Annotated in this window: 27 protein-coding genes; 8 read left to right on the top strand and 19 right to left on the bottom strand. The window is 57.4% G+C overall.

Features of this window, described 5'->3' with window-relative positions; genetic code table 11:
• The first annotated feature begins 160 nt into the window (after nt 1-160).
• The 3 genes from ACP96_RS12835 to ACP96_RS17880 all read left to right on the top strand — a co-directional run bounded on the left by ACP96_RS12835 (nt 161) and on the right by ACP96_RS17880 (nt 3239).
• Nucleotides 161-910, top strand: a complete 750-nt coding sequence (locus ACP96_RS12835) for a cytidylyltransferase domain-containing protein (protein WP_050033584.1) — start codon at nt 161-163, stop codon at nt 908-910.
• Nucleotides 910-1914, top strand: coding sequence for a PseG/SpsG family protein (locus tag ACP96_RS12840; RefSeq protein WP_050033585.1), 1005 nt, complete (start codon nt 910-912; stop codon nt 1912-1914). Before ACP96_RS12835 ends, ACP96_RS12840 begins: the two co-directional genes overlap by 1 nt.
• A gap of 68 nt (nt 1915-1982) precedes the next feature.
• On the top strand, nt 1983-3239 hold the full coding sequence (locus ACP96_RS17880) for a methionyl-tRNA formyltransferase (RefSeq protein ID WP_082222534.1): 1257 nt from the start codon (nt 1983-1985) through the stop codon (nt 3237-3239).
• A gap of 5 nt (nt 3240-3244) precedes the next feature.
• Here ACP96_RS17880 and ACP96_RS17885 read toward each other — a convergent pair whose 3' ends face one another.
• Nucleotides 3245-3922 carry a PIG-L deacetylase family protein gene (locus tag ACP96_RS17885; protein WP_082222535.1) on the bottom strand — a complete coding sequence of 226 codons (678 nt, stop codon included), beginning with the start codon at nt 3920-3922 and terminating at the stop codon, nt 3245-3247.
• A 92-nt stretch (nt 3923-4014) separates the two neighbouring features.
• Between ACP96_RS17885 and ACP96_RS19915 the strand changes: the two genes are divergently transcribed.
• Nucleotides 4015-4554, top strand: coding sequence for a GNAT family N-acetyltransferase (locus ACP96_RS19915; RefSeq protein ID WP_082222536.1), 540 nt, complete (start codon nt 4015-4017; stop codon nt 4552-4554).
• On the opposite strand, the gene ACP96_RS12850 is transcribed toward ACP96_RS19915, so the two are convergent.
• The 9 genes from ACP96_RS12850 to ACP96_RS19920 form a co-directional block, all read right to left on the bottom strand.
• On the bottom strand, nt 4551-5546 hold the full coding sequence (locus tag ACP96_RS12850) for an N-acetylneuraminate synthase family protein (RefSeq protein ID WP_237561654.1): 996 nt from the start codon (nt 5544-5546) through the stop codon (nt 4551-4553). The two genes, ACP96_RS19915 and ACP96_RS12850, sit on opposite strands and share 4 nt — an antisense overlap.
• Nucleotides 5547-5709: 163 nt before the next feature.
• Entirely contained in the window at nt 5710-6897 is a 1188-nt protein-coding gene (locus ACP96_RS12855) for a DegT/DnrJ/EryC1/StrS family aminotransferase (RefSeq protein WP_050033588.1), read from the bottom strand.
• Nucleotides 6894-7847, bottom strand: coding sequence for a dTDP-glucose 4,6-dehydratase (locus ACP96_RS12860; RefSeq protein WP_050033589.1), 954 nt, complete (start codon nt 7845-7847; stop codon nt 6894-6896). Before ACP96_RS12860 ends, ACP96_RS12855 begins: the two co-directional genes overlap by 4 nt.
• Nucleotides 7840-8862, bottom strand: coding sequence for a polysaccharide biosynthesis protein (locus ACP96_RS12865; protein WP_050033590.1), 1023 nt, complete (start codon nt 8860-8862; stop codon nt 7840-7842). The genes ACP96_RS12860 and ACP96_RS12865 overlap by 8 nt, the downstream gene beginning before the upstream one ends.
• Nucleotides 8863-8962: 100 nt before the next feature.
• Nucleotides 8963-10768 (bottom strand): ABC transporter ATP-binding protein, encoded by a 1806-nt coding sequence (locus tag ACP96_RS12870; protein WP_050033591.1) that lies wholly within the window; start codon nt 10766-10768, stop codon nt 8963-8965.
• 368 nt (nt 10769-11136) lie between these two features.
• On the bottom strand, nt 11137-11469 hold the full coding sequence (locus ACP96_RS19570; protein WP_237561655.1) for a hypothetical protein: 333 nt from the start codon (nt 11467-11469) through the stop codon (nt 11137-11139).
• Between the two features lie 327 nt (nt 11470-11796).
• Nucleotides 11797-13056 carry an RNA-guided endonuclease InsQ/TnpB family protein gene (locus ACP96_RS12880; RefSeq protein ID WP_050033592.1) on the bottom strand — a complete coding sequence of 420 codons (1260 nt, stop codon included), beginning with the start codon at nt 13054-13056 and terminating at the stop codon, nt 11797-11799.
• 1 nt (nt 13057) lies between these two features.
• The gene (gene tnpA / locus ACP96_RS12885; RefSeq protein WP_050033593.1) at nt 13058-13450 is read right to left on the bottom strand and encodes an IS200/IS605 family transposase; all 393 of its coding nucleotides are present in this window, start codon (nt 13448-13450) and stop codon (nt 13058-13060) included.
• 482 nt (nt 13451-13932) lie between these two features.
• A complete protein-coding gene (locus ACP96_RS19920) occupies nt 13933-14295 on the bottom strand; it encodes a hypothetical protein (protein WP_394296551.1) in 363 nt (120 codons plus the stop codon).
• Nucleotides 14296-14900: 605 nt separating this feature from the next.
• Between ACP96_RS19920 and ACP96_RS12900 the strand changes: the two genes are divergently transcribed.
• Complete coding sequence (locus ACP96_RS12900) at nt 14901-16097, top strand: Cdc6/Cdc18 family protein (protein WP_050033596.1); 1197 nt, start codon at nt 14901-14903, stop codon at nt 16095-16097.
• A 365-nt stretch (nt 16098-16462) separates the two neighbouring features.
• Nucleotides 16463-17713: an RNA-guided endonuclease InsQ/TnpB family protein gene (locus ACP96_RS12905; protein ID WP_050033597.1), complete on the top strand. Its 1251-nt coding sequence runs from the start codon at nt 16463-16465 to the stop codon at nt 17711-17713.
• Between the two features lie 1036 nt (nt 17714-18749).
• Here ACP96_RS12905 and ACP96_RS12920 read toward each other — a convergent pair.
• The 5 genes from ACP96_RS12920 to ACP96_RS19580 all read right to left on the bottom strand — a co-directional run bounded on the left by ACP96_RS12920 (nt 18750) and on the right by ACP96_RS19580 (nt 21462).
• Complete coding sequence (locus tag ACP96_RS12920; RefSeq protein WP_202593952.1) at nt 18750-19088, bottom strand: hypothetical protein; 339 nt, start codon at nt 19086-19088, stop codon at nt 18750-18752.
• 232 nt (nt 19089-19320) lie between these two features.
• Nucleotides 19321-19776: a hypothetical protein gene (locus tag ACP96_RS12925; protein ID WP_050033601.1), complete on the bottom strand. Its 456-nt coding sequence runs from the start codon at nt 19774-19776 to the stop codon at nt 19321-19323.
• 11 nt (nt 19777-19787) lie between these two features.
• Complete coding sequence (locus tag ACP96_RS17910; RefSeq protein WP_082222537.1) at nt 19788-20348, bottom strand: DUF7342 family protein; 561 nt, start codon at nt 20346-20348, stop codon at nt 19788-19790.
• A 152-nt stretch (nt 20349-20500) separates the two neighbouring features.
• Nucleotides 20501-20935 carry a sugar phosphate nucleotidyltransferase gene (locus ACP96_RS17915; RefSeq protein ID WP_082222538.1) on the bottom strand — a complete coding sequence of 145 codons (435 nt, stop codon included), beginning with the start codon at nt 20933-20935 and terminating at the stop codon, nt 20501-20503.
• 221 nt (nt 20936-21156) lie between these two features.
• Nucleotides 21157-21462 (bottom strand): hypothetical protein, encoded by a 306-nt coding sequence (locus ACP96_RS19580; RefSeq protein ID WP_154020470.1) that lies wholly within the window; start codon nt 21460-21462, stop codon nt 21157-21159.
• A gap of 268 nt (nt 21463-21730) precedes the next feature.
• On the opposite strand from ACP96_RS19580, the gene ACP96_RS12945 reads away from it, so the two are divergent.
• Nucleotides 21731-21979, top strand: a complete 249-nt coding sequence (locus ACP96_RS12945) for a nucleotidyltransferase domain-containing protein (RefSeq protein ID WP_050033603.1) — start codon at nt 21731-21733, stop codon at nt 21977-21979.
• Between the two features lie 194 nt (nt 21980-22173).
• On the opposite strand, the gene ACP96_RS12950 is transcribed toward ACP96_RS12945, so the two are convergent.
• The 4 genes from ACP96_RS12950 to ACP96_RS19590 are packed head-to-tail and all read right to left on the bottom strand — an operon-like array spanning nt 22174 to nt 23588.
• Nucleotides 22174-22677: a metal-dependent hydrolase gene (locus ACP96_RS12950; protein WP_050033667.1), complete on the bottom strand. Its 504-nt coding sequence runs from the start codon at nt 22675-22677 to the stop codon at nt 22174-22176.
• Complete coding sequence (locus ACP96_RS12955) at nt 22670-23185, bottom strand: hypothetical protein (protein WP_050033604.1); 516 nt, start codon at nt 23183-23185, stop codon at nt 22670-22672. The genes ACP96_RS12950 and ACP96_RS12955 overlap by 8 nt, the downstream gene beginning before the upstream one ends.
• Before the next feature lie 60 nt (nt 23186-23245).
• Complete coding sequence (locus tag ACP96_RS19585) at nt 23246-23440, bottom strand: hypothetical protein (RefSeq protein ID WP_237561656.1); 195 nt, start codon at nt 23438-23440, stop codon at nt 23246-23248.
• 7 nt (nt 23441-23447) lie between these two features.
• A complete protein-coding gene (locus ACP96_RS19590; RefSeq protein WP_237561657.1) occupies nt 23448-23588 on the bottom strand; it encodes an NTP transferase domain-containing protein in 141 nt (46 codons plus the stop codon).
• A gap of 217 nt (nt 23589-23805) precedes the next feature.
• Here ACP96_RS19590 and ACP96_RS12960 point away from each other — a divergent pair, with 217 nt between their 5' ends.
• Nucleotides 23806-24534, top strand: coding sequence for a DUF7437 domain-containing protein (locus ACP96_RS12960; protein ID WP_050033668.1), 729 nt, complete (start codon nt 23806-23808; stop codon nt 24532-24534).
• The last annotated feature ends 9 nt before the right edge of the window (nt 24535-24543 follow it).

Genomic DNA, 24543 nt, shown 5'->3' on the forward strand with positions numbered 1-24543 from the left:
CTCTCTCGTTATCTGTAGATCAGCATGATTTCTAGAATTTATACTCTATCTGTGCGAAATCGATCTCCCTATATGACAAGTTAATTGTGGAGTCAATTGACGTTGAATAGTGTGTCTCTCTATCGCAAAACATTCACGGCTTGAATTTGATCTCAGATTAATGAGCCAGCAGGTCGTCGCGATTATTCAAGCCCGAATGGGTTCGACTCGCCTTCCTGGGAAAGTTATGCTTCCATTGGCTGCGGAGCATGCCCTCTCACACACGATCCGACGTGTGAAATCGACTGAATACGTGACGAAGACGATGGTCGCAACCTCGAAACGGACGGCAGACGACATCGTCGCGAGATATGCCGTTCGATCCGGGGCGGACGTGTTTCGTGGTAGCGAATCGGACGTTCTCGGACGGATCCATGATGCTGCTTGCTCCGCAAACGCTGACGTTATCGTCCGGATTACTGGGGACTGTCCCCTCATTGACCCGGTGACGATTGATACAGCCGTCCAAGAAATCCTTGACGGCGACACACAATACGCGGCCAACATCTTCGATCGCACCTTTCCTCGGGGTCTCGATGTCGAGGTGTTCACCTTCGAGAGTTTCGAGCGGGTACACGAGGAGGCGACCGAACCACACCACCGCGAGCACGTGACCCCGTACTATCGAGAACAGGAAGACGTGTTCTCCACTGAAAGCGTCACGTCCGAGGACGTGTTCGACGAGCCCCAGTTCCAGAACCGTGGCGACCTTCGTTTGACCCTCGACGAAGCCGACGATTACGAGGTATTGCGGACGATTTACGAGAACGTTCCGTTCGACGATATTCTCCCGACCAGAGAAGCGATCCGCTACGTCGACGAGAACGATCTCATGGAGCTGAACGCGGACGTTGAGCAGAAATCCCACTGATGTACGTCGTCATACGTGCCGACGGCGGTCCGGAGATCGGCTACGGCCACCTCGTCAGAACTGGCGCACTCGCCAGCGAACTCCTCGATCGCGGCCACCAGGTCACGTACGCGACGACGAAACCGGAACACGTCCGGGAAGTCTGTCCAGCTGGTGTAGACACGCTGACCATCCCTTCTCGGGAGGATCCCGAGCAAGTTCGAGAGTTCATCCGCGATCACGCGGGCGTCACAGTCGTGGATTCATACCTTGCGGACGGGACGTACCAGAAGAGACTCGGAGAAGTCTCGCCGCTCGTCGTCATCGCTGACGACACTCGCCATCGGATCGCCGCCGACGTGCTCGTGAACGGGAATCTCTATGCACCCGATCTGGAGTACGACGTGATCGATGCGGAACCGACGTGGTGTCTCGGCCCGGAGTACCTCCTCCTTCGACAGGCGATCGCGGAGTACGCCTCGATGGATCCGCCGTGGCGCGATCCGCCGACCCGTGCGATCGTCACGATGGGCGGTAGCGACATCGTGGGGCTGACTCCGACCGTGATTCGGGCTTTCGACGGGTTCGATCTCCGTGTGGATGCTGTCGTCGGACCGGGATTTTCGACCGAACAGGAGATGGAGATCGGAGATACAGCTGACGACGTGAGTGCAGATGTCCATGTCGTTCGTGATCCTGACGATCTTCCGAAGCGTATGTATCAGGCGGATTTCGCCGTGACCACCGCCAGCACGACTACCTACGAACTTCTTGCACTTGGGACGCCGATCGTGAGTGTTCCAGTCATCGATAATCAAGAACTCATCGCAGAAGCCCTTCGTCAGCAGAATCTAGCAATCGTTTTGAGTCGTGATGCTGAGTGTAGATCTTTCCGAACTGCGATCGAGAAGTACTGCTCTGATTCCTCGCTTCGCCATGCTCGGCAAAATACTGGACAGGAATTAATAACTGGGAATGGAATCAAACGAGTTGCGAATATGATTTATAAGAAATCTAAATATTAAATACTTGAGCAATACTGATACTGTGTGGATCGGTGGTATTAGGTTTCATCTCAGAGAATGATTGCCTGATGCGTACTGTCATCGTAGGTAATCGGAAATTAGCTCGCCATCTCCTACGTCATCTGCTCGAACACGATTGGAACGTCGTTGGAGTACTCGTCCCAGAAGGGGATCTAGCGACGGAACAAGCGAACTTTACACCAGTCGATGACCTTGTTGTAGACACTGATTGTGAACTGTACAAGGTAGAGGATATTAACAACCAAGAGAGTTTAACTTGGTTAAATGCGATTGATCCAGATATCTGTTTATGTGGTGGTTGGTCGCAGATAATCAAAAAACGGATATTGAATGTTCCAAATCAGGGCTTCTTTGGATTTCACTCTAGTCGGCTTCCAAAAGGTAGGGGAGGTGCTCCAGTTAATTGGAGTCTCATTAACGGTGATGAGGAAGTTTGGATATCACTGTTCGAATACGTCTCAGATGTTGATGCTGGTGACATCCTTGCGCAGGGATCTGTTCCAGTTCAGACACGAGACAATGTTAAGACAATTTTTGACGCTCTTGCTTCTGAAGCGTGTCGTCTCGTTTCATCCATTCGGTCGGAACTCACACAGAAGAGCGCGAAACGGATTCCACAGGAAATCGAAAACGCAACATACCGTCCGCGACGTCAACCGAAAGATGGACTGATTGACTGGCAAAACAACCCGGAAACTCTGTATAATTGGATCCGGAGTCAAACGAACCCTTATCCTGGGGCATATACATTTTATGATAACGAACGTCTGACTGTCTGGCATAGCGAACCGGTCTCGAGAGCATCGTCAAACGATCCAGAACCAGGTGAAGTTCTTGAGATCGTCGATGGTGAGGGTGTAGAGGTACAAGGCCAAGGAGGTGTCATTCGATTGACTCGTGTTCAACGTGGAGATCGGCCGCCTTCTTGGGCTGATAACTATGCTCGGAAAATGGGTGTATCTCCTGGAGATCGATTTAGTCAAGAGTGGGCACCCGATGATTGGATTTACACTGGCTTTCGTGGTCTATTGGGATCGTCTGGATTCGATACCAATCTTGGAGTAGATGAGATCGGTTCATTAGATCTCGTTGCTTTTTCTGGTTCCAGTCACGAGGTCTCCATCTCTGTCTCTATAGATAGTAAACAGGTTCTTCACGAGTCAGTCGTGGTTGATGATGTCTATTGTGACGAAGTTAGATATCAATTTGTCGAACCAGGTACTCACTCGATCTCGGTCGTCTTCAATACATTTGAGGACACGGACACCCGCCATCTCAAAATATTCGTTCATGATAGCAACTAGGTTAGCTAGCGGCGAACTTCCCGAAGAACTTCGAATGGTTCGGCTGCTTGTACTCCCGCTTTTGCTCCCCATACCTCTGCGTTCTTTTTGATCGTATCTGTCGTCCGTGGATGTGGTGGATCTTTGAGTTCGTTCTCGTATACCGACAGCGCTTGGAGTTTCACGTCAAGATATGAGGAGATGTCCACGAAAGAGGTCGGCTGAAATGCGTTACTCGGTTCCGGTGTTGACCATTCCGAAGCTGAAAGCGTTTCGTAGGCGAGCACACGAGTTATATGACTATCTTTCAGGGGGCGGGTAGCAGTGATAGTGGCACGACAGGTGAGTTCGTGATCAATATTAAGATCCCCGTAGTGGTGGGTGTAGATCACGTCCGGCTCATGTTTCTCGATCTCCGTTTCGATAGTCTGTACGATATCCAGTAATGGAACTGTATCGAAACTGTTGTCTGGAAATCTATGAAGACTTACGGTCGCACCGAGAATACGACCTGATTTCTGAGCGCGATCACGTCGTCGTTTGATTTCTGTGGTCGCAGTATCTCTATTTTCATATCGGGATGTCACACCATCAGAGAGAATACAGACATGTACGTCGTCTCCCTCGTCGGCATGGCGAACAAGAGTTCCGCCAACACCGAGGATCTCATCATCCGGATGAGCAGCGATACAGAGGACGGACATAGTACGTTTTCAATGAACTGAGTATATAAAATACAGGATTAGAGATTCTAATACTCCCCAAGTATTTGAGAGAGATTATACTATGTGCTAATATGACCGTGTGTAAACGATGTGGATTAGAGATTCGCACCAATAAGTCACAGAAAGACGCTGAACACAAACGCATTTGTCAGCCATGTGTGGATCTCGCTGAAAATGACGATCAATTATACGTCTCTCCACTAGAACGAGACGATCTAGAGATCGTACTAGCGTGGCGATCGAATCCGAAAATATACCGCTACTTTCGGGAACAGAATAATCCTCTTTCTTGGAAGGAACATGTCGAATGGTTTGAATCGCGTAATTCAGACCGATATGATTTCATGATCCATTATCAGGATCGAAGAGTGGGTGTGATAAGTCTTGGTTCCGATCGTGAGGTAACGATATACCTCGGTGACTTTTCAGTTCATGGTGAAGGCATTGCGACTCGTTCACTCAATTGGCTCTGTGAACGATTAAACGATAAATCACCAATTTATGCGGAAGTTCATAAAGACAATATGAACTCAATACATCTGTTTCAGTCATGTGGATTTCGGTTAGATGCTGAAACAGAATCATGGAAGAGATACAAATATTCTGATTAATCCATTATGTCTGACCAGTTAATTCCATCCCCGATAGAAATCGATTGTTCAGCTTTTTGTCCAAGTATTTCAGTATAAAATTTCGGATACAATCCGGTATCCTGATCTCCAGAACGTAAAATATCGATGTTTTCCTCGGTCAACTCCTCGCCTGCCTCGATATCCTCGACCGCATGGATTGCACGGCGTGCTTTCTCGTGGAGTTCCTGTTCGACCTCCAGCACTTGCTTTTCTCCGGTTCCAAGCGCGGCCTTGGTGTCGCGGATCGCTGTCACCATCCGGTCCAGTTCGTCGGGTTCCAGCGCGAATTCGTGGTCTGGTCCCTCCATCGATTTGTCGAGCGTGAAGTGCTTCTCGACGACGCAGGCTCCGAGTGCGACCGCCGCCGACGGGGCAGTCACGGGATCGAGAGTGTGATCGGAGAGTCCGGTCGGAACATTAAACTCCTCGTGAAGCGTCTCGACGACGCCAACGTTGATCTCAGAGATCGGCGTCGGATACGCGGCGACACACTGTAATAGGACGAGATCGGAAGCTCCTGCCTCGCGAAGCGCCGCGACCGATTCTCCCACCTCCGCTAACTCGTGAGCACCCGTGGACATGATGATCGGCTTGTCGGTCTTCGCGAGGTGCTCGAGGAAGGGGATGTGACTGCTCGTGTAGGAGGCGACCTTCCACGCGGGAACGTACTCGGCGAGTTCCGCTGCGGACCGCTCGTCGAACGGCGTCGACATGAACTGGATCCCACGCTCGAGACAGTAGTCGTGTAGTTCGGGGATCCACTCGTAGGGCATCTCCATCGACTCGATGATTTCGTAGATGCTCCGGTCGTCGTCAAGGTACTCGACCTCGCCGCTCTCCTCGACGTACAGGTCTTCCGCCCGGAACGTCTGGAACTTCACCGCGTCTGCACCGACATCGGCGGCAACATCGATGAGTTCCTTCGCGATATTGAGATCCCCGTTGTGATTCGATCCCGCCTCCGCAATCACGAATGCTGGCTCGTCCGGTCCGACGGGTCGGTCTCCGATGTAAAATTCGGCCATACCGTTTCTCCAACGAGCGAACGAATAAAATCATCCGATCGAACCATGACGCCTCGATATCGCGATCCTTGAGAACCGACGATCTATCGAGAAACTGCTTCTAGAGGCGTTACGCGTGGTACTTGTGTAGTCGGCGCATGGCAGAGATCACGTCCTCGACATCTTCGTCATCCATCTCCGCGTGGAGCGGGAGACTTACCAATCCCTCGTACACCCTCTCCGTCTCGGGGAACTCCCCTCGTTCGAATCCGAACTCCTCCTGGAAGTACGGGTGGTAGTGGAGCGGAACGTAGTGGACTTGTACGCCCAGGTTCTCAGCATGTAGCGCGTTGACGAACTCTTTCCGGTCACACCCGAACCCCTCTCCGATCTCGACGGCGTACAGGTGATACATCGGGTCCGCGTTCGTCGTCTCTGGTGGCGTTCGGAGTCCAGGCACGTCCGCGAACGCCGCATCGTATGCCGAGATGATCTCGTCGCGACGCGTCTTGAACGTCTCGAGCCGATCCAGTTGTGCGAGCCCGAGCGCCGCCTGGATGTCCGTCACGTTGTAATTGTAGCCGACGCCGTCTGAAACCTGGTACCAGGGCTCGTCCTCGTGGCCCTCCGGACAGTAGTCCATTTCGAACGACCGCAGTCGTCGAAGCCGTTCCGCGAGCTCGTCGTTGTCCGTGACGACCGTCCCCCCCTCGCCGGTGGTGACGTTCTTCACCGGATGGAAACTGAAGACCGCCATGTCGCGCTGTGCGCCGATCGGCTCGCCGTTCCAGGTCCCACCGAACGCGTGACACGCGTCCCAGATCACGGTCAAGTCGTGTTTGTCGGCGACCTCGAGGAGTCCCTCGATGTCCGCCGGATGACCACCGTAGTGCATCGGAACGATCGCTTCCGTCTCAGGAGAGATCCGCTCGCGAACCGCGTCCGGATCGAGCGTTCGTCGATGCGGGTCGATATCAGCGAGCACCGGCGTCGCCCCGCAGTACGTCGCCGCGTGTGCCGTCGAAACGAACGTGAGGGGTGTCGTGATCACTTCGTCGCCGGAGTCGAACCCGGCCGCACGCCCCGCGAGGTGAAGCGCCGTCGTCCCCGACGTCGCCGCGATCGCGTGGTCCACGCCGACGAGATCGGCCACTCGCTCCTCGAACGCCTCGACGGTTGGCCCGCGCGTGATGTAATCGCCCTCCAGGGCTTCCGCGACCGCCTCCTTCTCCGCTTCGCTGATACTCTGTGAGCCGTACCCCAACACGTCCTCGCGGATCGGCTCGCCGCCGTAGTGTGCTGGAAGGTCGCCCGTCATCCTGCGATGTCCTCGCGATCACGGAGCCACGTCCGGAGGCGGGAGACTCCCTCCTCGAGCGTGACCACCGGCTCCCAATCGAGCATCTCCTTCGCCTTCGTCGGGTCACAGAGCAGCTTCTGAACCTCGCTTTGCGGGTGGTGGTGTTCCACGTGCGTGATCTCCGTTCCGTCGGTCGCGATCAGCTCCGCGAGATCGTTGATCGACACGTCGGTTCCCGTCCCCGCGTTGATCACCTCGCCGACGGTCTCGTCGCTGAACGTTCCCTCGACGATGAACCGAGCACAGTCCGTCGCGTACAACAGGTCCCGCGTCTGGGTTCCGTCACCGAAGATCTTCAGCGGATTCCCTTGGATGTCGCGGCTCGTGAAGATCGACACGACGCCGCCCGCCATGCCGGTCTTCTGGTACGGGCCGTACGTGTTGAACGGGCGCAGTATCGTGACCGGGAGGTCGTACCCGTGGTAGTAGCCTTCGGCCAAGTCCTCGGCAGCCAGTTTCGACCCGGCGTACGGCGAGGCGGGTTTCGTCGGGTGGTCCTCGCTGATCCCGGCCCCCGAGTCGACCATGTCGTACACCATACAGGTTCCAATGAGTCCGAGTCGCGTGTCGTCCTCCCGGCACGCCTCGAGGACGTTCTGGGTACCAATCACGTTCGATTCGAAGTGTGCCCCCGGATCCTCCAGACTCTCTTGAACGTCGATCTCGGCGGCGAGGTGGATACACGCGTCCACGTCGTGTTCGAAGAGTCGGCCGATGTCCTCGCGAGATCGAACGTCCCCTTCGTAGATGTGGAACGCGTCGTCGTCTCGGAATTCCTCGATGTTCCGTTCCGAACCGTTCGAGAAGTCGTCGAGCCCGTAGACGGTGTGTCCTCGATCGAGGAGCTCTGCTACGACCCAGCGACCGATGAATCCCGCAGCGCCGGTGATCGCGACTGTTTCACTCATTGATCGTCTCGAGAGAATCTTTCGTCTCCAAGAGTGAGACGATTTCGCTTTTCGAAAGCTTCTCCGCGTCCTTCGAGGACAACACGATATCGTCCACTTTCTCGAACCCCTCCGGCGGGTCCGGCGTCCGGGTTTCGGTCGCCTCCGGAAGGATCGCGTACATCGAGCCGTTCTCGTAGGCTCGGAGAGACTCGCGGTTGGTCATGATCTCCTCGTGGAACGTCTCTCCCGGACGGGGACCGATGACTTCGATCTCGATGTCGCTCGGCCCGTATCCGTACTGCGGTGCGAGCGTCTCGATCATCGCATCCGCCAAGTCAGGGATCCGGATGGCCGGCATTTTGTAGACGAACACCTCACCGCCGGTGGTCTTTTTGGCGGCCCCGGTAACGAGATCGAACACGTCTTCGTACGTGAGGAAAAATCGAGTCATCCGTTCATCTGTCAGGGTGACCGGTCCACCTTCAGCAATCTGTTCGGTAAAGAGCGGGATTACAGATTGCGAGGACTTGATTACGTTCCCGAACCGGACGGACGCGAGGTCGATGTCGCTCCCCCCGCTGTAGGTGTTTCCGGCCGTGACGAGCTTTTCTCCGAGCAGTTTCGTGGTACCCATCGTGTTGGCCGGATCGACCGCTTTGTCGCTGCTCGTGAAGACGAAGCGATCGACGTTCGCGTCGATGGCCGTATCGACGACGTTCTGGAGGCCGAGCGCGTTCGTCTTCACCGCCTCAAACGGGTTGTACTCACAGATGTCGACGTGTTTCATCGCTGCCGTGTGGAAGACGACATCCACGCCAGCCATCGCTCGTGAGAGACGGTCACTGTCCCGGATGTTCCCAGCGAAGAATCGACAGCGCTCGTCGGAAATATCCGATTTCAACGATGCTAGCCCGGATTCGCTGTTGTCGAGGATCCGAAGGGTTTGGGGATCCCGATCGAGTAACCGAGGAACGAGGGATCGACCGACCGATCCTGCCCCACCGGTCAATAGTACGGTGTTTCCGTTAATCATCTACCCTGTATCTTCTAGAGGGTACCAATCAAGCTATTGAATCCGATCGATACCTCTACTGAGAAATCAAGACCGTCCTTCGCATCAAAAACTCAATTCGCTACCGACTCGCTTGGATTCCGTACAGCTCCGCGTACTTTCCGTCCTTCTCAACCAGTTCGGCGTGCTGTCCGGTCTCTGTGACTCGCCCCTCCTCTATCGTATAGATCCGATCAGCGTTCTTCACCGTCGACAACCGGTGAGCGATCGTTACGATGGCGTAGTCTCGATCCATCTCTTCGATCGCTTGTTGAACCTGCTTTTCCAGATTTGAGTCGAGGTCGCTCGTTGCCTCGTCAAGGATCAACACGTCGGCATCCTCGAGGAGCGCTCGCGCGAGCGCAACGCGTTGCTGTTGTCCACCCGACAGCCGAACTCCGTCGTCACCTAACAACGAATCGTACCCATCCGGAAGTTCGTCAATGAACTCGTCAACCTTCGCGATCGAACACACGCGGTCGAGTTCTTCATCCGACACCTCTCGGTTCCCGAGCGTTAGGTTGTACCGGAGCGTGTCGTTGAAGATGAACGGATCCTGTCTGACCATCGAGAGCCGGTCGCGCCACTCCGCGATGTCCATCTCGTCGATCGGGATCCCGTTCGCTCTGATTTCGCCTTTATCGACTGGGTACAGCCGAGCGAGAAGTGAGACAATCGTCGACTTCCCTGCCCCTGACTGACCGACAAAGCCGACGAAATCGCCCTTCTCGACGGTGAAGTCGATCCCACGGAGCACTTCCTCTTCATTGCCGTACGAGAAGTGAACACCGTCAAACTCGACTTCACGGACCTCCTCAGGGACTTCTCGACTCGAGCCGGTCGGTTCGTTGTACGTCGCCAGCTCGTCGGTGAACTGAACGGTACGGACGAGATGCGGCAGATTGTTCTCGACCTTGTAGTACAGCGTGTTCACCTGGCTCGCCTTCGGCCCGAGTCGGAACATCGCGAAGAGGAAGACGCCGAGTTCACCGACTGAGAGATTCGCGAACGTCAATGCGAGATAGATGAGCACGAACACCGACACCGCAACGACGAGGTTGTAGAAGTTGTTGATCGCCGCCTCGTTGCGCCGGAGGACGATCCGTGACTCGGTGAATTGCTCAATTGCATCCGTGAAGTCCTCGAATAGCTCCTCGGCAAGCCCGAAGATCCGCACGTCACGGATGCCTTGGGTCCCAGCCTGTGCGGCCTCCTGTCGCATCTCGTTCGCTTCGGCGACCTTCTCTCCAACATCATATCCCGAGTCAAGGACTCGTCGGAAGAAGACTGAGAACCCTCCAAGGACAACTCCTGTAATAACTGTTAGAACCGGCGCGATAATGAGCGCGACAGCGAAGTACACGCCGGCGAGAAAGAGTTGCTGAGTGAACTTGATTCCCTGATCGATCACTCGTCCCGCATAATTCGTCTGCGTGACGATCGCGTTCAGAATGTCGTCGGAGCCCTCCTGATCGAAGTACACCACCCGCGCGTTCAGCGCGTTCCGAAACGCTCGCGTCTGGAGGTCCCGGATGTAGTAGGTTCGCAGTGCCTCCCGGAACCACGCGACCGCGAAGCTGGTCGTGTATCGCGCAACCATTACGGCAGACACGCCGACAACGACGTAGCCCAGCGTGAAGGGGATCCCGAGTGCCTGATAGCCCGTGACGAACACCGCGAGGATTCCTTCCGCCTCTGCAGCGGGGTCTTCGAGCTGGACGAGTTCGACGATTGGGAGGATGAAGCTCAGGCCGACGCCCTCCAGCACCGCAGCGATGATTCCAAGCACGACCACTGCCGCCGTGTACGTCGGATTGTACTTCGCAACATCGCGGAGGGCGTCGAGTTTCTCGCGTCTGGAGACCGGTTCGGGATCTGACGATGACATAACGGTAAGTTGTTCGATTTCTGGCGGCGATCCGAATAATGTCGTCGGTCTCGTCTCGCGATCCATCCCGACGCTTGACCGAGATTTCTCGCTCTTCACGTACTAACTCGGCCGTCAACTCCACGTCTTCAGGCGTGTTCACGTTCACGCGCTCAGCGAGCCGGACGGTTTCAACGTCATACCCGCATGAACCAACAGGCCGACGGCTGGAACAGCACACAGGTGTGAAAGCCGTCTCCGGCAGAATGTAACAGCTGATTGTGACCAGCGTCGACGGCGGGTCCGCCGGCCTCTCGACGATTCTCGTCGTGCCCCGCTTTGTCCGTCCGGCTCGTGCCCGTCGTCGCCGCGATCGCAGCTGAGACCCCTCAACCGCGAGGACAGCATCGGAATCGGTCGTAGCCTCGCCCACAGGCTGAACACCCTCGCAAAACACGGTCGCCGTTCGCGGGCAGGAATATCCCGTCGACGTGCGGCTCTGCCTGCAACATGGCGTGCCCGATCCCCAGCCGCTCGCGCTGGTGGACGTACGTGATCGGAACACCCTCGAAGGCGGCGTCGAACCGGTCGACGATCTGTGCCGCCTCGTACCCGACGACGACCAGGTCGTCGCTCTCGGCGTCGACCGTCGTCGTTGGGTACGTGGGGAGGGGCTGCCCCGCCACGTCGACGAACCGCTTCTCGCTCGTCGGTGAGATCACCGAACCGCGTCCTACGCCCGGCCACCGGATCTGCCTGTATACGAGAATGCGTACCACCAACGTCCGTGGAACGACCGGCACGTCACGACTGTCGTCATGTAGCGTGCTCGCGTTCTGTGTATGGTCGGTACATGCCGTGGGGAACCACAGGCTGTCCCGACCGCTCGTCTACTGTCTGTGAAGATAGCAACATCCTAGTCATGTCTCCTCTCAAAGTCCTCGATTACGCTTACAACCTCCGTCGCGATGACACCACCTCGGAGGACAGTGATCGTGACATCCTCCTCGCCGTAAACGGCGAGGCTTCCCATGCATGGGGAATACCAGTCAGTCGTCGCTGGCAGAGGGTTTCGACTCTTCGTAGGCCGTGAGCGTCATCTGCGCTGGTACGCTCTTCTCACGGTGAGTCGTGGCGGTGTCACAACCGCTCCCATCCCGAGGTGAGTCATCGCGTTCCGCCTTGTCAAGCGAGACGCTCTCTCCCCACGGGTCAACCCGTCGTGCGATATTCGCGGAAGCGTTGATGTCCGCCTGAAACGTCGAAACGTGGCAGTCCTCGTGCGGACACCGGAACTCGGCTTGGGAGTCTCGCCGACCGATGCGTTGGCACGACTGGCACGTTTGCGAGGTGTACGCCGGATTCACGTACTCGACTGGGATGCCTGCTTCCGTTGCCTTGTCCTCGATGCGTCCTTGCAGTCGGGCAAACGCCCACGAGTGAAGCCGACGGTTCATGTACTTCCCGTAGTCGAGACGCTCACGGATGTACGTCAAGTCCTCCATCACCAACACCGGATTCTCGAACTGTCGGGCGTACTCAACGGCTTGCCGAGACGCTTTCTCCACGATGTCGGTGAGCGCGTTCTGGTAGTGCGAGAAGCGGTCTTCAATCCGCCACTCGGATGCGTCACGCTCTTGGAGTCGTTTCAGGGTCGTGTGCATCTCTTTGCGGAGATGCTTCGCTCTGCTTCCGCTACACACGAACGGGTCAGTCGGAGAACCGTCCTTGAGGGCACAGCCCGTGATGAGGGCGGTTTCTCCGATGTCTAAGCCGATGTGCGTGGCGTCACCGTCTGTCGCTGGTTCTTCAACCGGGTACTCGACGGTGACGTGCAGTACCCAGTTCTGCCGGTGCTTCTGAAGCCGTATCTCACCAGCCTTCGCATCCTCCGATACGAGATCGTGCCAGAGGTCTTCCTGTTCGGGGTTGATGCGGAGCGGTATCCAGAAATTCGTCCCCCGGCCCGCCCGTGGAACCCACCACGTAAACTCGTAGTCGCGGTCTTCAGAGTGGTCGAACTTCGCGGCTTGGTTGGTGAGCCGTATCGGGTGGCCGTCGTCCAACTCCTTGGCGTTGTACGTCTTGCGAAGTTTCGGGACGTAGTTGCAGAGAGCGGCTTTGGCCTGATACGGCAGGTCGTAGGGCGTCACGATGTCGCTCACCGCCGACATGGTACTCGCCCCGGCGTCGAACGCTTCTTGTAGGCCGTCACGGTACGTTTCGAGCAGGTCGTTGAGTTTCGACTGCTTGTGTGCGGTGGGTGGCGCGAACGTCGCCTGCAACGTCTTCGTGACAGTCGGAGACACGCTACTGCTCCTCGACGTACTTCATGAGTACGTCGATGCTCACTTGACCGGTGGTGGCGAGGAAGTACCCCGGTTGCCAGAACGCTTTGTCGAGTGCCTGCCGAACCTCGGGGTTCTCGTCACGGATTTTGCGGGACGTGACGCCCTTGAGCGAGTTGATGAACTTGGTGAGGTCGGTCGTTGGCTTCGCCGTGAACAGGATGTGAACGTGGTCGGAACCGCCGTTGACGTCCTGGATGTTCACGCCGAAGTCTTCTGAGATGTCGCTGGCAATCTCCCCGACGCGTTCTGCGATTTCGTCGGTGAGGAGGTCTGCGCGGTACTTCGTAACGGTCACGAAGTGGTATTGGAGCGCGTGGACCGTGTGCGACCCGGTTTCGAGGTTGTACTTCATTTGGTCACACTGATTTCCATACACCCAATTCTAATAAAAGTTTGCAGTCGTGGGGTATTCGGCCTGCAACCGACGATGGTTCGTGTAGGGGTTGTCGGCTTCACGCCCGCCCTAAAGGGCGGGATTCTCGCCTTGAAAAAAGATAGGTTGAGGTCGTCAGTGTCGAACCCGAACACCTCCAGCCTGAACGCGATGGCATCAGGGCAGTCGTCGAACCGAGAACACACCCGCCACCAACGCTTCCCCCGTGTTCCCGACTGCTGCCGATCGGAAGGGTCCAAGATGTTCTTCTGCGTCTCCGCTGTCGACGCGGCATGTGAGTCGACAACCCGCTCGTACATTCGCCGGATCGCCTTCGATCGTGCCCGAACCTCTACGCTGGTCTGGAAGATCGCGATCGCTTCCAGGATGTACAGGCGACCGAGGCGACTGCCCCGGGGCTTGACCCCGGGGTGCGTTCACTGCACCTGTTCGGTTTGGTCTCAGATCTTGTTCGCCATCCAACTACGCTGTACTCGTTCTCGCGCGGTCTCGATGTGCTCATCCCTGACCGGCGCCACATCATTCTGTTCGGCCAGCTCCACTCCGACACGGAGCAGGTTGAGTGCCTGCCGTGCGTTCCCCATGTCCTGTGTGGTCAGCGCGGCCACCTTCGCAATCTCCGATGTGTCACACGCTCCGTCCACGAAGGCGCGGTCCGCCCGATGCTCCAGAATCGTTCGCAGTTCCGCGGGATCGGACGGACTGAAGACCGACCGCACCCTGTCGCATTCATCGCCACCCCCACCCCACCGTGTCAAGTGTTCTTTCCGAGACTGAGTAGACGCGCTCTTCTGAGACCCCACCGTGTCGAATGTTCGAGCAGAATCACCCGGGACCGTCCGAACAAGCGCTAACCGAACTCACTGGGTCACGTGATCCGTGTCGCCACGCCCGTCGGGAGCCCGATAGAATCGAAATCCCGAACGACGTCGCCGACAATATCGAGGTCGACGTCGAACTCGTACTGACAACGTCGGGCTCTTCGGGTGGGCAGTACGAGGGACACACCGTATACCGAGTGAAATTAAGAGATGAAACCCCGTCAAACCGTCGTCACACACGTCGCACCGAGTGACACCTGCTGAAACAGTAGAGCGCAGCCAGCGTGACCTCGTTCAGTTAGAACGATACCCCAACCAGATTTCAGGTTCGCAGACACACCTTCTACCGAGTGAGTTCCCCCGAATTTGAACAGACCGCAAACGTCCATACTCTTCACTAAGACCCAAATTGCTCGGCCAGTAGCACGACGTTTGCGAATATCACTCGGTTTCTGGTGTGTAGAACCAATCAATATAGTATATATACATAACTCAAAGACAGCGTAGAAAACTCAAAGTACCTATTCTGTATATCTCACTCGGTACGAGGTCGGTAGTATTTTATGAGTTGAAGATCAGATCCCTGTATGACGAATCGCGGCGATATCTTCGAGACCGGGGAGATCTTTCGGGATCGAAAACTGGTCCGGGTCGGGCACGTTCCTGATCTCGAGCGTGTGGTTGGCAGAGACGATGAGATCGATGCGATCGGCAGTGCCCTCGCTCCGGCAATCCGAGGTGGGCCTCCGGAAACGACGATCGTCTATGGGAAGACTGGAACCGGAAAATCACTCGTTACGAGGTGTGTCTGTCGTGAGGCCACGAGACGAGCTAAACAAAATGACGTCACGTTCGCTCACGCCTACATCGACTGTTCGGATTACGGCACGGAAACACAGGCGAGCCGCCAAATGGCTCGTGATCTACACAGTACAGTCGAGAACTCGGTTGGCGAACGGTCGATCCCCCGCAAGGGAATTGGCGCAGCAGATTATCGCGATATCGTGTGGGAGATGATTGATGACGCCAACGTTGATGCCTTTCTCGTGATACTCGACGAAATCGACAAGCTGGACGGCGATGAACTGCTACGGAGCATCTCGCGCGCCCAAGAAAGCGGGAAAGCTGACGCATTCATCGGAGCGATCTGTATCAGCAACAAGATCGAATACCGAGAACGGTTGAGCGAACGGGTCGATTCCTCGCTCCAGGATAACGAACTCGTGTTCGATCCGTACGATGCCCGCCAGTTGGAGGCCATTTTGACACGGCGTCGGGACGCCTTCGCCGAGGATGTGCTTGAAGACGAGGTTATTCCGAAAACGTCGGCCTTGTCCGCACGCGAGCACGGAGATGCACGAAAAGCGATCGATATGTTGTATGAAGCAGGGCGGCTCGCTGAGAAGGAGCGGGCCGAACACGTCACTGAAGCGCATGTGGATGCCGCGCTTGAGAAAGCAGAAATCAATCGCTTCCAGAAACTCGTGAGCGGACAACCACCCCATGTCAAGCATATACTCCGCGCGCTTGCGCTCCTCACTGAACAGACTGATCGTCAGCAGTTCCGGACGGCGGAAGTGTATGATATGTATACGAATATCGCCGACGAGGTCGATACTTCTCCGCTGAGCTATGATCGTGTCCAGCGACTTCTCAAAGAGCAGGCGTTTCTCGGTGTGACCGAAAGCGAACATACCGGCGGTGGGCATAAGGAGGGAAGCTATCGCGTCCACCGGCTTCTGCGTTCACCTGAAATCGTCACGAAGGGCCTCGATCGGCAGTAACGGATCAAGTATCCACACTCGGTACGAGGTGTGTGACATCCATACGCTGTGGGCTCAAACAATCAGTTTCACTCGGTGCGTGGTGTGTCTCTCGGTGGCGCCAGCGACGATCAACCCACGTGACCGACACCAAACGGACAATCAACGGTCATCTAAGGACGAGATGTACGACTGCCGAAGGAATCAACGGTCGAGACCAGCAATCTCACTCGGTACCGAGTGTGTCTATCTTTCTACGAGGAGAGAATCCCGGCGTTTACGCCGGGAGTGAATCCGACAACGCTGACACGATCCATTATGGACGGCAGGTCGGATATTCCACGCTCATCCACACCATTAAGTAAATTTGTCTACATAGACTATGTATGGCGATTAAGGCCACACGCACCTACGTTGGTTCCATCCAGAACCACTACCAGGTCTGCGATGGTCTTGATTCGCTCGGAGACTCCGCCTCCAAAATATGGAACGTCGCACGATGGACCGCTGACCGTGTCTGGGACGAGACTGGCGAAATTCCCGATTCAGGAACGCTGAAATCGTACATGAAGAACCAGCCGTGCTGGAAAGACTTGAACGCACAATCCAGTCAGAAAGTCATCGAAGAACTTTCTGACGCTTTCCAGTCTTGGTTCGATCTGCGACACAACTCCAGTGAGGCGAATCCCCCCGGCTACCGCAAGCGCGGAGACACTCGACCACGTTCCACGGTGACGTTCAAAGAAGACGGGTTCAAACACGACCCTGAGAACGACCGGGTCCGACTCTCGAAAGGCTCGAATCTGAAAGAACACTTCTCAGATTTCCTGCTTTGTGAGTACCAGACCCGGCCAGACGTTGACCTCTCAGAGGTCAACAGCGTACAGAACGTTCGTGCTGTCTGGAACGGTGACGAATGGGAACTCCACTTCGTTTGTAAAGTCGAGCTCGAATCTGCCGACACAGCAGGCGACGGTGTTGCGGGGATCGACCTCGGAATTACGAATATCGCCACGATCGCCTTCCCCGACGAATACGTCCTGTACCCCGGCAACTCGCTCAAAGAAGACAAGCACTACTTCACACGCGCAGAGTACGGCACAGAGGGTGAGAACGGTCCATCAGAGAAGTCAATGTGGGCGCGTCAGAAACTCGCAGAGCGTGAAACTCACTTCTACCACGTTCTCACGGACACGATCATCACGGAGTGTGTCGAACGCGGTGTCGGCACGCTCGCGGTGAGTTGGCCTGAAGACGTCCGAGAATCGGACTGGGGCAAAACCGGGAATAAGAAACTACACTCATGGGCGTTCGACCGCATCTACCAGTACCTCGAATACAAAGGCGAGATGCGCGGTGTGGAGGTGCTGAAAGAAAACGAGTGGAACACCTCGAAAACGTGTTCCCGCTGTGGAGACGAGACGAAATCGAACCGCGTCGAACGTGGCCTGTACGTCTGCTCGTCGTGCGAGTTGGTAGCCAACGCGGACTGTAACGGGGCGGAGAATATGCGTCAGAAGATAACTCCGAGTCCTCACGGCGAGGATAGGAGTAACGGCTGTGTGGCACAGCCATCGACACACTTGTTCGACCGCGAGAGCGGGACGTTTCACACGAGAGAACAGGTCGTGTCGTAGACCAGCAAATATCCCACCTGCGGTACGGGAAGCCTCGCCGTTTACGGCGAGGAGGATGTCACATCCGTGCCAAATGAATCGAAGTAACACTCGACACAGTGGGGTGTCGAGCGCTCATCCCACCGACTCGCTCGCTTGCTCTCTCCTCAGAGCCGGCAGCGAAGTGACGAAGCAGCGCGGCGACGACGCTATCGACGACTCGCACATCGTCGAGGCCCAGGACCTCGTCCAGCGCGGTCGGTTGCGCAACCGAATTCGAGACCGGACCCAGTACGCCCACCTGCTGCTCGAAACGCTCGCGTCCCTCGAACAACGAGGCGCGACGCCAGCCCGGTCGAAGACGATCAAAACGGTACGAGCGCGTGACGAACGCACACGCCGTGGACCCACTCACGACGCTGAAACGCATCCACCTCTCGGATCGCCACATGCTCGGGTTCCTCTAACGGACCGACCGGAATCGCGGCGAGAGCGGCGGCCGGTACGACGAATACGGCCTCGATTTCGCCCCCGAGATCGTCCTCGACAGCAGCGACGAGATCGAAACGGACTCTCTCGCTTTGCTGGTGAGCGAGTGGGAATCGAGAGAATCCTACCGGGGTCCTCCCGGGACAGACGAAACGAGGTGTGTCCCTCGTCACCGCCACCGCACGCGATCTAACTCGGAAGCGTCCGCGATACGTCGATACAGCGGGTACACATCGCGGATCCGCTCCGGGGTCTCCTGTTCGAACGCGAGCGTCACTCCGGTCGAACACCTGACGCAGTGGGGTGTGATGTGACCGTTCGCTCACGTTCGTGCCAGACTCGTACAGCAGCGTGTTCGCGTCCTCCAGATGGTCGATCTCGTCGCACACGACGCGGTGCGTCCCCCCGATGCGATCGAACTGTTGGTACAGCTCGTCGAACGCGTCTCCGGTCCCGAGTCTCCGCCCCGGGAATCGACTGGCGCGCTCCGGAAGCACCCGTTAACGAGGCTGCGAACCACGGCTCCGAACACCGGCGTGAGTATCGGAGTGCTCCTCGTGGGCAGCGACTACTCGCCGACGCTGTTGAGCGCACTATTCAACTCGAAGAGCTCACGGACGACATCGCTGTCCGCGACCCGATACCGGCGTGGTGACGTGTTCGGAACTTCCTCGATGAGTTCGACCTCACACAAGAGGTCGGTGTAGTTGCCAACGGTCTGGCGCGTGACGCCGGCGTGTTCTGCGAGTTCGGTTTTGTTGAACTCGCGGTTCGGCGGAAGATCGAGCAACGCGTCGACGAGAATCGGGATCGCATCGTGCTGCGTGAGGTAGAGCCACCCGCTCGGGTGTTCCTTCCGGAGTTCCTTCTTCGCCCCGCGGTCATCCGCGTGCTCCATACTGCTCATACAGAGAGACACCATCTGTGTGTGTATAAGTGTTCCCACCACCGTTAACAGCTATTAACAGTCTTTCCCCGTCACGCGCCCCGTCTCGTTCGCCCGGATCACGCCGGAGGCTTCCGCTCTGCCGTCGGTTCGCGATCGCTTCTGGGACGTACGTGAGTAGTACTGCTCCGACTTTCTCCTCGATCCACGGGCAGAGCAGGCCGAGTGTTTCGGGGCGTGACCCGGAGGGAATTCACGCGGAGTGATCCACGTCGTCATGGAGCGTCTCGACGCGTTCGGTGACGTGGTCGAGAACCGTGAACAACACGTCGAGGTGGTGGGCGCCAAGCGCTGATGGTTCCGCATCGCCGGCGTCCGGGGGTGGATGAACGTGTGTTCTGGGTGCGTCCGTCTTCGGATGGCGGTCCCACCGGCATTGGTAGCGAGACGTGCCACGAGTCTCAACGTAGTGGACGTAGTAGTCATTCGTGACGAACCAGTGGATATCGATCCGTGCGGTGTCGACCGCGTCAGGATACGCGGTCGAGTCGAGCGAGATCACGAGTGAGCGCGGCGAGATCGAGTCGGGTTCGAACGCCCACGAATCGACGAGCGGATGTGTCGCTGCCCGTCGGCCGAGCGTCCGCATCGTCGTCCGGTCGAGTCGACCACCGGCAGGCACGTCATCGGGGAGTGTTTCGTCCGGCATGTCCTTCCGGATCAGGCAGACGCACCGAGGTCGCCACCATCACGTTGCCGATCGGCTGCCCGCGAGACGGCCCGCTGGAGGAGTTCGATATCGTGTCGGACCGTTCGCCACCGAGACAGCGACTCGAGTCGATCATGGACCGCTGCGTGATCGCCGTCCTCTATCCGAGCGACCTCGACGGAATCCGGGGAGGGAACACCGAAGGAACGCTGGAGGTCAGCGTCCTCCTCGAGGAGCTGATCCAAGCGCTCCCGGAGTTCCGCATGAGTATGTTCGTCGGCTAGCCGTTCGACGCGCTTCCACTGAAAATACGACTCGTTGCGTCGATACTCCGCCGGACGGCTCCCACGTCGGTCGACGATGCCCATCTCCACCAGTTGGGTGAGCGCGTCTCGAGCCCCGTCAGTAGAGCAGTCCGCACGATCGGCGATCGCGCTCGCTTTCGTATAGTCCGTGACGCCGGTTATGATGTCGTACACCCGCTGAAACGTGGTTCGCTCACGCTTCCACTGTTGTCGCGTCTCCTCGCGCCCGTTCGACGACGCCGGGTCCCACGTAGAGTCCCCTGACATACTCTCGGAGACGACCTCAACAGATATATATCTTTGGCAGTAGAAATATATCTACTTCTTCAGCGAGACCATCCGAGAACGACCGAGTCAGTGACACAGCGAGCAGTCGGACGAACGCTGATGAATCGGAGGTCGTGAGACGTAGTCTGCGCTCACTCGATCAACTCGCTCTCCCGTGCCACGTCTTCGAGCGTGTTCACGTTCACACACTCACCCACCCGAACCGTCGCCACCTCGTACCCCGCCCGCACCAACAACCCCACGGCCTCGCTCAACTGGTACTCGCCCTCGGCCGATGGTCGAAGCAACGCACAGGCGTGAAACACGTCCTCGGGGAGGACGTAACACCCGGTCGTGACCAGTGTCGACGGCGGGCCCGTCGGCTTCTCGACGATCCCCGTCACACGTCCCGTCTTATCCGTCCGGATCACACCGGTCGTCGCCGCAACTTCGACTGAAACCTCTTCAACCGCCAAGACGGCGTCTGCGCCCGCCACAGCCTCAACCGCGAGCCGGACGTCCTCGCGAAATACGTTATCCCCAATAAGGAGGAACGTCCCGTTGACGTGCGGTTCCGCCTTTGACATCCTCTCCGCCCTGAAGGGCGAAGATTCCCACGGCACCGCACCGCTGGGTTGGGATGGTTACGGTTTGTAGCGGCCTCGAAAGGCGGCTACTGGCTGTGCCAACCAGCCGTTACTCCTATCCCGGTATGGGATTCAGAGATACTTGTACTGCCTGCATCCCGAACTCCAAGCACAGAAAGGATGCTTTCTGTGTGGAATCGAGGAATCCCGATATTGTCCAATTAGGTGGGCGGACAGGCCGCCTCGGTTACCTCTTCGGACGACAACCACTCACTTAAAATACCCGTCCGAACGTCAAACGTGGTTCGTGTGGAGGTTGTCGGATTCATCCCCACGCTGAAGCGCCAGGCTTTCTCCTCGAACTTCCGTAACACGGCATGTCCAAGCCCTAGCCGATCACGCTGGTGAACGTACGTGATTGGGACGCCCTCGAAGGCGTCGTCGAACCGATCGACGATCTGCGCCGCCTCGTACCCGACAACGACGATCAGATCGTCGTCCCCGGCCTCAACCGCCGTCTCGAACACGTGCGCGAGTATCGGTCGCCCCGCCACTCGACGAGCCCCTTCGGTCGGTCGTCGGTGAACTCGCCGAGTCGACTCCCCCGACCCGCGGCGGGTATCACGGCGTCTATGTCGGGAAACGCCACACGCCGATCACCTACCCCCATCGACGGGACTGTCGCTTCCCGTGACCCTCCCACAGTTCGCGGCTCGACGGACGATCGATTCCGAGCCGACGGCCGACCGTACCGTTCACCAAACGGTTTTGTCGCCCGGCACGTAGGTACCTGACATGGCCGGATCGAATCACGGTGGGTCGGCGATCGGCGGCGTGGACGTGGCGGCGATCCGCCAGTATCTCGCGGAGACGGACGTCCGCTTCGCGATCCTGTTCGGCTCCCGAGTCCGGGGGGACACCCACGACTCGTCCGACGTCGACGTCTACCGCGAGCGGATAGACGCCGAATACGAGCGAACTGCCGCCGATTGGGAACGGGACCGTCGCGAGTTCATCGACCGGCTTGCGAAAGGAGACATCTAGCTGGTGGACGAGGCGGTGGTCGCAACGAAACTGGAGCAGGCACACGAGTACACGAACGATCCCACACCGATCCGGTCCTTCGAGCTGGACGTCACAGATACTGGATCGATGGAGCGTCTTCCGAACGGTTCTGTAGGTGCTCGTCGACGACTTTCACGACATCACCGATCCACCGTCCAGCCTGTCGGACATAATCACGCGTCTGGATCTGTGTGCATCAAGCGACGATCGACGACCCAAACGAGACTAGCAAGCACCGCCGCAGCGATGACCGGCCACCGATCGGTGCTAAGATACAACCCATCGACCACAAGGCCATGTGTGACGAACGGCCACAACAACGGACTCGTGATCCCGGAGGGCTTGTACAACAGCAAATCGAGCACGTAGTGAGAACTGGCACCAACACTCAAGAGAACGAACACGACACGCCGATACGCGTTCGGGACGAGGAGTGCGCCAATACACACAATGAGGAGCGTGCCACCGACACGGTGGAGCGGGCTCCACGTGAACGGCAGCCCCAAGAGTACTGAAATCGTTTCCTCAGGGAGTACCAGATCAATCCGATTGAGATCGGGGAGCGTCGATCCGATCATCACCGCCGTGACGAACGGATAGGAGATCCACTCGTACCGCCACGAGAATACGATCGCGAGGGTGTACCCAATCAAAATATGGGTGAAGAGATCAGCCACTGGCTTCATCCTCCGACAGATAGCGGGTGTGAAGTGGTGTGTCCCGAGGTGAGAAGGTGACTGTCTCCGGATCGAATCGCCACCCATCGGCGATCCGGAGCGCAACGAACAGTGCGCCAAGCACCGAGATCGCGTACATATACGTCGTCTCCCACGGCTCTCGAACGACTGTCCGGTCCCGATCTGCGGCAAGCGTCCCGTCGGTCGTGAGCGTGCCATCGACAATGATGTCTTGCCCAACGGCGACGTCCGGCGCATTCTCGACAGGAAGGCGTTGTGTGGTGGTGCCGTCGGTGACCTCAATAATGACAGGATCAGTTGCGATCACGACGCCACCGGTCTCAACATGGTCGCCGGCCAAATCGGCTGGTGTTACATCAGACTCCGCGAGGTCAGGCCCCGGACTTGTGGGTGCTGGATATCCTCCGCCAGCAAGCACAAAGAGCCCACTGAGAAGGACGACACAGACTCCGAGTGCGACGAGTCGGGACCCGACAGCAGAAGCCATCTAGAGAGCTATCCGTCGGTAACCGATAAAGATCCATCGGTGGACCGGTCTACAGACAAGTCATTGACCTCCTGCAGAGAAGAAATCGTAGTTTCTGAAATCACGATTTCTATTTAGGTGAGTCCGTTGTTCGAACGCCTCTGTTAGCGAGCACTCCCGAATCTCGTAGACCGCCGGTTCCGAGATGTCGGACAGTGGTGGTTCAAGGAAGGCGTCGCCGAACCGGTCGACGATTCGCCCCGGCTCGTAGCCCACGACACGACTAGTTCGTCGGCACCCGCCGATTCTCGAACACGTGCGCGAGCAACGCCCGCCCAGCCACATCGATAAGCCCCTTCGGCCGGTCGTCGGTGAGCTCGCCGAGTCGACTCCCCCGCCCCGCGGCGGGTATCACGGCGTCCATACGGGAGACGCCACACGCCGGTCACCGAACCCCATCGACGAGACTACCGGATCCAGAAGGCACGCCGGTGGTCTTCAATCTCTGAGAGCACCATTAAGAGGACGTCACGCCGGTCGGTCGGGTGTGTCGTATCGTCTCCGGTCGTCAGTGCGTCCGGTCCCAGATGGACGTGGTCACGGACGTTGTGACAGTCGTTTGCGGCGATAGTCTGAAGTACATGGACTTCGGACTAACAAGTATGACTGCTGATCACAACCGCGTTCGTCCGGATGGTGGGATCGACGCGCTGGACCCGCCACCGAGAGATGTGATGGGTGAAGAGGCGCTCAAGCCAGAGACGCTGGCCCAGAACGCTCCTCGGCTCGAGACGGTCGTTCAGTTGCTCAACCACCCCGCACTGACCCGTGTCTACGTCTACGTGTGTTACTGGGGGCCGGTTGCCCCGCCGGAGATCATGGAGGCACTCGATATTTCGAAATCGACGACCTACGAGTACGTCGATCAGCTTGTCGACCTCGGCCTCGTCGACCGTGATGACTCGACGCGCCCCCAGCAACTGACTGCCGATCCGATCGTCATCGTCGAGCAGTATGCCCCAATCGTCATCACACCGACCGTCCTCCACGCCCTCGCGCTCCAAGAGGTCGACGAGGACATCGCGTACTTTATCGACCGCTACGGTATCGGGAAACTCATCGCAGCTTTACGGGGTGCTGGACTCCATTTCGCGGGCAAGACAACCCAGCGGATGGTCGCCACTGATATCGACGTTCGCGAAACGGAAGCAATGATGATCATCTACGCACTCAAACCGGCACTGGCCGTTGGCCGAGACCACGATCCGTTCTTTGAGTATCTGTTCCCGGATGTAGATGACGAAATGGATCTCCCTGACCTTGACGCAATATCTGATGCCCCGACTCACTCGTCGGATCTCGATAGGTGAGTCGGACGA

This window comes from Halorubrum halophilum, from assembly GCF_000739595.1.
Lineage (GTDB): Archaea > Halobacteriota > Halobacteria > Halobacteriales > Haloferacaceae > Halorubrum > Halorubrum halophilum.